Source organism: Pseudomonas boreofloridensis, assembly GCF_030580795.1.
GTDB classification, from domain to species: Bacteria; Pseudomonadota; Gammaproteobacteria; order Pseudomonadales; family Pseudomonadaceae; genus Aquipseudomonas; species Aquipseudomonas boreofloridensis.
Genome location: NZ_JAUQOQ010000005.1, coordinates 339,653 through 345,919, shown reverse-complemented (window position 1 = coordinate 345,919; position 6,267 = coordinate 339,653). Strand labels below are relative to the sequence as shown.

General features: G+C 60.0%; 6 protein-coding genes and 1 pseudogene. 4 read left to right on the top strand and 3 right to left on the bottom strand.

The window, feature by feature from the left end:
* Both Q6A47_RS09070 and Q6A47_RS09065 read left to right on the top strand, forming a co-directional pair.
* Positions 1 to 353, top strand: a pseudogene (locus Q6A47_RS09070) (hypothetical protein); the annotation flags it as partial.
* Positions 354 to 477: 124 nt separating this feature from the next.
* Positions 478 to 1,371, top strand: coding sequence for a formate/nitrite transporter family protein (locus Q6A47_RS09065; RefSeq protein ID WP_304484068.1), 894 nt, complete (start codon positions 478 to 480; stop codon positions 1,369 to 1,371).
* A gap of 3 nt (positions 1,372 to 1,374) precedes the next feature.
* Here Q6A47_RS09065 and Q6A47_RS09060 read toward each other — a convergent pair whose 3' ends face one another.
* Entirely contained in the window at positions 1,375 to 2,397 is a 1,023-nt protein-coding gene (locus Q6A47_RS09060; RefSeq protein WP_304484066.1) for an MBL fold metallo-hydrolase, read from the bottom strand.
* 165 nt (positions 2,398 to 2,562) lie between these two features.
* On the opposite strand from Q6A47_RS09060, the gene Q6A47_RS09055 reads away from it, so the two are divergent.
* Complete coding sequence (locus tag Q6A47_RS09055) at positions 2,563 to 3,630, top strand: diguanylate cyclase (RefSeq protein WP_304484065.1); 1,068 nt, start codon at positions 2,563 to 2,565, stop codon at positions 3,628 to 3,630.
* An 8-nt stretch (positions 3,631 to 3,638) separates the two neighbouring features.
* On the opposite strand, the gene Q6A47_RS09050 is transcribed toward Q6A47_RS09055, so the two are convergent.
* Positions 3,639 to 3,962, bottom strand: coding sequence for a DUF2025 family protein (locus tag Q6A47_RS09050; protein WP_304484063.1), 324 nt, complete (start codon positions 3,960 to 3,962; stop codon positions 3,639 to 3,641).
* A gap of 200 nt (positions 3,963 to 4,162) precedes the next feature.
* Here Q6A47_RS09050 and Q6A47_RS09045 point away from each other — a divergent pair, with 200 nt between their 5' ends.
* Positions 4,163 to 5,344, top strand: a complete 1,182-nt coding sequence (locus tag Q6A47_RS09045; protein ID WP_304484061.1) for a GAF domain-containing sensor histidine kinase — start codon at positions 4,163 to 4,165, stop codon at positions 5,342 to 5,344.
* 46 nt (positions 5,345 to 5,390) lie between these two features.
* On the opposite strand, the gene Q6A47_RS09040 is transcribed toward Q6A47_RS09045, so the two are convergent.
* Positions 5,391 to 6,260 carry an efflux RND transporter periplasmic adaptor subunit gene (locus Q6A47_RS09040; RefSeq protein ID WP_029613196.1) on the bottom strand — a complete coding sequence of 290 codons (870 nt, stop codon included), beginning with the start codon at positions 6,258 to 6,260 and terminating at the stop codon, positions 5,391 to 5,393.
* Between the last annotated feature and the right edge of the window lie 7 nt (positions 6,261 to 6,267).

Genomic DNA, 6,267 nt, shown 5'->3' with positions numbered 1-6,267 from the left:
CCATGATCAAACTCTTCAGTTCAATACTGCTTGGGTTTTTAAGAAACCCTAAACTTGGCTCAGCAATCTCAAATGACTATGTGATTTCTCGCATGGCCACTTGTGATGCTGATAATCTAGGCGACGATCAGTCCGTACTCACAAGCACCCACACGAATTGCTTGATTCGATTTGTTAAAGAGCGTTTGGCTAAGAGCGTTTCGTCTCAACCGAGGCCGCGCATTCTACAGCAGCCCTACTTCGTGTCAAGCATTTGTTTTGAAGTTTTTTTGAAACGCTTTCATTCGAAAGCTTTCAACCTCAACAACTTACCGCCTGTCTCGCTGCGTGCATCGCTGCGAGGAGGCGAATAATACGCGCTTTGAAATCAGAGTCAACACCTTGATCCAAAAAAGTTTTATCGGTCTCCATGAGGTCTACAGCAACTAATTGCGGCGCGGTCGATCTGTAGAGAAACATCCTTGGAGCAGGCGCATCATGAGCGAGGCGGAAAACGAGAAGACCCCTGGATTGTCGGCAGACGAAGAACAGGAGGTCAGCCACAACCAGCCCCCCAGGCCTGCGGTATTGCACGAAATCATTCGCTTCCAGGGCGATCATGAATTGGAGCGTACCTTGGCGGCGCTCTGGTGGTCGGCCCTGGCGGCGGGCTTGACCATGGGCTTGTCGCTAATGGCGATGGGCTTGCTCTATTCACGCTTGCCGGACAGTGAAAGCAGCCAGGTGATTGCCAGTCTCGGTTACAGCGCGGGCTTTCTGGCCGTAATCCTGGCACGCCAGCAACTGTTCACTGAAAACACACTCACCGCAGTGCTGCCGGTAATGACCGCCCCTACCCTGGGCAACTTCGGCCGTTTGTTGCGCCTGTGGTCGGTGGTGCTGCTCGGCAACCTGGCTGGCACCTTGCTGGTCGCCTGGGTGATGCTCGAGCTGCCGATCTTCGACACCAAGACCGACATGGCCTTCCTGGAAGTCGGACGCAAGGTCATGCACAACGACCTGGGTCAGATGTTCGCCAAGGGCATCGTCTCAGGCTGGATGATCGCCACCATGGTGTGGATGATTCCTTCGATGGAACACGCCAAGATCTGGATCATCCTGATGATCACCTATCTGATGGCCCTGGGGGACTTCACCCACATCGTCGTCGGCTCCGTGGAAGTGTCCTACTTGGTATGGGCCGGCGAAGAAAGCTGGCGCACGTTCTGGCTGGACTTCGCACTGCCGACACTGGCCGGCAACATCATCGGTGGCAGTTTCATCTTTGCTTTGATCAGCCACGCGCAGGTGCGTAGCGACAGTGGTAAGGCCCCCTCGAAGTTGCTGAAGGACGAAGAACAGGAAGAGGCCAAGCAACGTAACCACGACTGACGTTTAACGGGCAGGCGTAGTCCGTTGCCACCACGCCTGCCCGCGGTGCGGGCTGTCGAGGCAGATCCGCTCGCCCATCTGCGGTGTACTCAGGTCGACCCCGGCAGCGGCTGCCAGCGCGACGATGCGCTCGAAAGGCTCCTGCCAACTGTGCATGGCGAGGTCGAAGGTGCCATTGTGGATCGGCAACATCCAGCGTCCACGCACATCCAGATGAGCCTGCAGGCTCTGTTCAGGCTGCATGTGCACATTCGGCCACGCCACGTTATAGGCGCCGGTCTCCATCAACGTCAGGTCGAATGGACCATAGCGCTCGCCGATAGCGCGAAAACCTTCGAAATAACCTGTGTCTCCACTGAAGAACACGCGGCGCTCGCCATCGATCATGACCCACGAAGCCCACAGGGTGCTGTTGCTGTCGAACAGGCCGCGACCCGAAAAATGCTGAGCAGGCGTAGCGATGAAACGCACGCCGTCTACCTCAGCCTCTTGCCACCAGCCTAACTCACACACCTTGTTGTGCGGCACGCCCCATTTAATGAGACGCTGACCGACACCCAAAGGCGCCAGAAACCGTCCGGTGCGCGGCGCCAGCCGGCGCACAGCAGACTCGTCCAAGTGATCGAAATGGTCATGGGAAAGAATCACGGCTGCCAGCGGCGGCACTTGCTCCAGTGGCAGCGGCGCGGGATGAAAGCGCAGCGGCCCCGCCCATTGCACCGGTGAAGCACGCTCAGCGAAGACCGGATCGGTGATGAAGTAGCGTCCGCGCAGCTTGAGCAATACGGTGGAATGACCAAGCCGCCACAGGCTGCGGTCGGGGGCATCCAGCACCTGTTGGCGAGTCATCGGTAGCAGGTCGGGCATGACCGCCGGACGCGTGTGCGCCGGCTTGCGTCGCAGCAGATACTTCAAGCCGATGCGCAACTTCTTGCCCACGCCGTCCTTGGGCAACTCGGCACCATTATGGAAACGCCCCTCGCTGAAGCGTGCCGGCGGACCTGGCGGAGGATCGATCGCGCTCATGAAAACAGACCCTCTAAAAAGAAACACAAGGGAGTCATCCTAACTCACGGTGATCCGCGTAACCGTGAATTGGCTTGTAAGGTCATTTTTCATGAATGAATCATTGTCCGACAATCTTCATGCAACTTATGCGATAAACGCCGCCTGTATAAAAGAACGACAGACATGATAGACAACAGAAGTGGCAAAGGACTCTCCTTCGTCAGGCGCATCTACGTGCCACGCATCATCGGCATGGGTATTGGCCTGTTCAGTGTCATGGCGGCGATGGCACCGCTGCATCCAGCGCCTTGGGTATGGCTGCTGATGCTGTTCAACGGCCTGGTGTGGCCACACCTGGCGTATCAGTGGGCCATACACTCGCCAGCACCGTATCGCGCCGAGCAGCGCAACCTGCTGCTCGACTCGCTGGGTGGAGGCTTCTGGGCGGCAGCCTTTCACTTCAATCCGCTGCCCACCGTGACCATTCTATCGATGATGACCATGAACAACGTGTCGGCCGGAGGCAAGCGGCTACTGCTGCGAGGTGTACTTGCGCAAGTGGTCGGCATGCTGCTCGCCTTGGCACTGTTCGGCCCGGGCCTGCAATTGCAGGCGACCTCGCTGCAGGTCTACGCCTGCCTGCCGATGTTGACCTTGTACCCGGTCGCGCTGGGTTGGGTCTGCTACCGCCTGGCGATCAAGCTGGCCGAGCACAAGGGACGGCTCAGCGCACTGAGCCGCACCGACAGTCTTACTGGACTGCTCAACCATGGGTCATGGAAAGACCTGCTACTGCTCAGGTTCCAGATGTGCCAGCAGCAACGGACGCCTGCGGTCATCGCACTGATCGACATCGATCATTTCAAGGCCATCAACGACACATTCGGTCATGTGGTGGGCGACTGCGTGCTGCGCCAGCTGAGCCTGGAGATTCGTCACCTGCTGCGCGCCGACGACCTGGCTGGACGCTACGGCGGCGACGAGTTCTGTCTGATCCTGCCCGATACCGACCAGCATCAGGCCGGCCTGGCCATGGAGCGTCTGCGCCAGCAAGTCAGTGCCTATCGCAACCCGCAGCTACCGGAACTGCGTATCAGTCTGAGCATCGGCCTCTCGGTCTATCACGAAAGCTTGAAAACGCCGGAGCAGTGGCTGGAGGACGCCGACAAGGCACTTTATGCAGCCAAGCACCAAGGCCGCAATCAGGTGAACTTCGCCCACCGCGAGGTGGTGCCGCTCAGGCTGGCCTGACGCGCCCCTTACTGCGCCAGGCTGCGCTCAGCGACGATTTCCGGTAGGTCGGTGCGACGCAGGTAAACACGCAATGGCTCGCCGATGTTCAATCGATCGTCCACATGCTGCGCCAACAGCAGCGCCAGACGCTCTCGACACAGTGCCATGCGCTGACCCGATGCCGGTTGCCAGACGAATTCGGCGCACGGGACGATACTGTCGTCGGCGACGTCCATCCCAAAGGCATCTTCGCTGAAACGCACGATATACGCCCCTCGCTTGCGGTGAAAGCCGACAAAACCCTTGAGTTGATCAGCAGCGCTGCAAACATCTTGTGAAGTGATGGCCATGACGTTACCTCGCAAAGGAATTGGAAGGAACGCACGCAGGCAGACGGTTGCCTCTGACGGGCAACGCGCAGGTGTTTTCCTGCGCAGCCTACCGCAACCCGCGCTACCCGTGCCAAGGTTTTACATCGCGCCCCCAAAGGCGCGCTAGACTGATGATCGCCAGCTTGCAAGACCACTCCCGAGGACATCAGCAAAGCACTATGACCGACGTGAATTCCGACCTTGCCACTATTGCGCGGATCAATGCTGTGCCCGCGATTCTTCAGGTGATCTGCGAGACCAGTGGGCTGCGATTCGCGGCTGTGGCACGGGTAACGGACGACAGCTGGACGGCCTGCGCCGTCCTCGATAACCTGGGCTTCGGCCTCAAGGTCGGAGGTGAGTTGGACGTCGCCAGCACCCTCTGCCATGAAATCCATAACACCCGGCAGACCATCGTCATCGACAAGGCCAGCGAAGACTCCGTTTACTGCAACCATCCGACCCGACGCAAATACCGTTTTGAAAGCTACATTTCGGTACCGGTCATTCGGGCCGATGGCAGCTTCTTCGGCACCATCTGTGCACTCGACCCCAAGCCGGCACGTCTGAAGGGCACGGCCATAGAACCGATGATGGCGTCTTTCGCACGCCTGTTGTCAATACAGATCGAAAGCGAGGAAAGCGTTCAGCGCACCGAACTTGCCTTGCGTGAGGAGCGCGCCATGGCCGAGGTGCGCGAGCAGTTCATTGCCGTGCTCGGGCATGACCTGCGCAATCCGCTGTTTGCCATCACCGCAGGCGCCGAACTGCTCGCCCAGCGCCTGAACGATGAGAAAAGCCGGGCCATTGCCCGGCACATTCTGACCTGCGGCCGACGGGCCGCGCACTTGGTGCGCGATGTGCTGGACTTCGCCCGCGGACGCCTCGGCGCTGGCATACCCTTGAATCTGCAATCTTGCCCAGACCTTGCTCAAGCCCTGAGTCATGTAGCGTCTGAACTGCAGCGAGTGCATCCGCAGCGCCGGATCCTCCTGGATATCGGACCGATCGAAGGCCTGCGCTGCGACCGCGAACGGGTGACCCAGCTACTCTCCAACCTGATCGCCAATGCCCTGGAGCATGGCGACCCCGACGGGCCGGTGTGGGTCTGCGCCAGCCTTCAGCCCGATGCCTTCGTGCTGAGCGTGCGCAACACTGGAGAGCCCATCGCGCCGCAGGCCATGGGACAACTGTTCCAGCCCTTCACCCGTCAGGTCAGTACGGCCCCTCAGCAAGGACTCGGTCTAGGCCTGTACATCGCCAACCAGATCGCCCTGGCCCATGGGGGTTCCATGGAAGTGTCGTCCAGTGCCGAGCACGGCACGCTATTCAGCTTCCGCCTGCCACTGGCCCCCACGTAAGCCAACCCTTCCTGAAGCACAGACGTCGGCACGCTGCCTAGGCGGTTCAGCGCTGGATCTCGTCCTCACGCACCTGCACGCTTGCGGTCATGCCTGCGCTGAGGGTCACACCTGCCGGCAACTCGTCCAGAACGATGCGTACCGGGATACGCTGGGCCAATCTCACCCAGTTGAACGTAGGTTCCACCTCCGGCAGCAGTTGGCCGTCTGGCGTCGAGTTGCGGTCCGTGATGCCTCGACTGATGCTCTGCACATGGCCGCGCATAGCCTCCCCTGCTCCCATCAGCCAGACCTTCACCGGATCACCGACCTTGATCCGCGGCAGTTTGGTTTCTTCGAAATACGCCTGTATGTAGAACGTCGAGTCGTCGACCAAAGCCATCACCGATTGACCGGCATTGACGTAGTTGCCTTGGGCCAGGCGCAAATTGGTGATATGGCCGCTGCGCGGTGCGCGGACTTCGCTGCGGGCCAGATTGATTCTCGCCACCTGCAGTTGTGCCTGAGCTTCGTGCAACTCGCCGCGGGCGATGGCGGCATTGATCTGGGCATTCTCGCGCAGCTCGGCGCTGATCGCTTCTGGCCCCAGCGCCACGCGCCGCGCTGCCTCACGCTCGCGCAGGCGCAATTGCTGGGCACGGGTGTCGGTGACCGCGCTGGCCTGGTCGAACGCGGCCTGGAAACGTTCGCGGTCGATGGACATCAGCAGCTCACCGGCCTCGACCGGCTGGTTGTCCCTTACCTTCAACTCGCGCACCCAACCGGAGACATCCGGGGCAATCACCACGACGTCGGCTCTGACCCGCGCATCGCGGGTCCAGGGTGTGAGCATGTAGTACTGCCAGAGCCGATAACCGGCGAACACCGCGATGGCCACCACGCACAGGGTGACCAAGGTACGTACCGCTGCACGCATGGATTGA

Bases quoted from the DNA above. Each gene is read 5' to 3' on its own strand.
- Q6A47_RS09065 (WP_304484068.1), top strand. From the start codon at position 478: ATGAGCGAGGCGGAAAACGAGAAGACCCCTGGATTGTCGGCAGACGAA.
- Q6A47_RS09055 (WP_304484065.1), top strand. From the start codon at position 2,563: ATGATAGACAACAGAAGTGGCAAAGGACTCTCCTTCGTCAGGCGCATC.
- Q6A47_RS09060 (WP_304484066.1), bottom strand. From the start codon at position 2,397: ATGAGCGCGATCGATCCTCCGCCAGGTCCGCCGGCACGCTTCAGCGAG.
- Q6A47_RS09040 (WP_029613196.1), bottom strand. From the start codon at position 6,260: ATGCGTGCAGCGGTACGTACCTTGGTCACCCTGTGCGTGGTGGCCATC.
- Q6A47_RS09045 (WP_304484061.1), top strand. From the start codon at position 4,163: ATGACCGACGTGAATTCCGACCTTGCCACTATTGCGCGGATCAATGCT.
- Q6A47_RS09050 (WP_304484063.1), bottom strand. From the start codon at position 3,962: ATGGCCATCACTTCACAAGATGTTTGCAGCGCTGCTGATCAACTCAAG.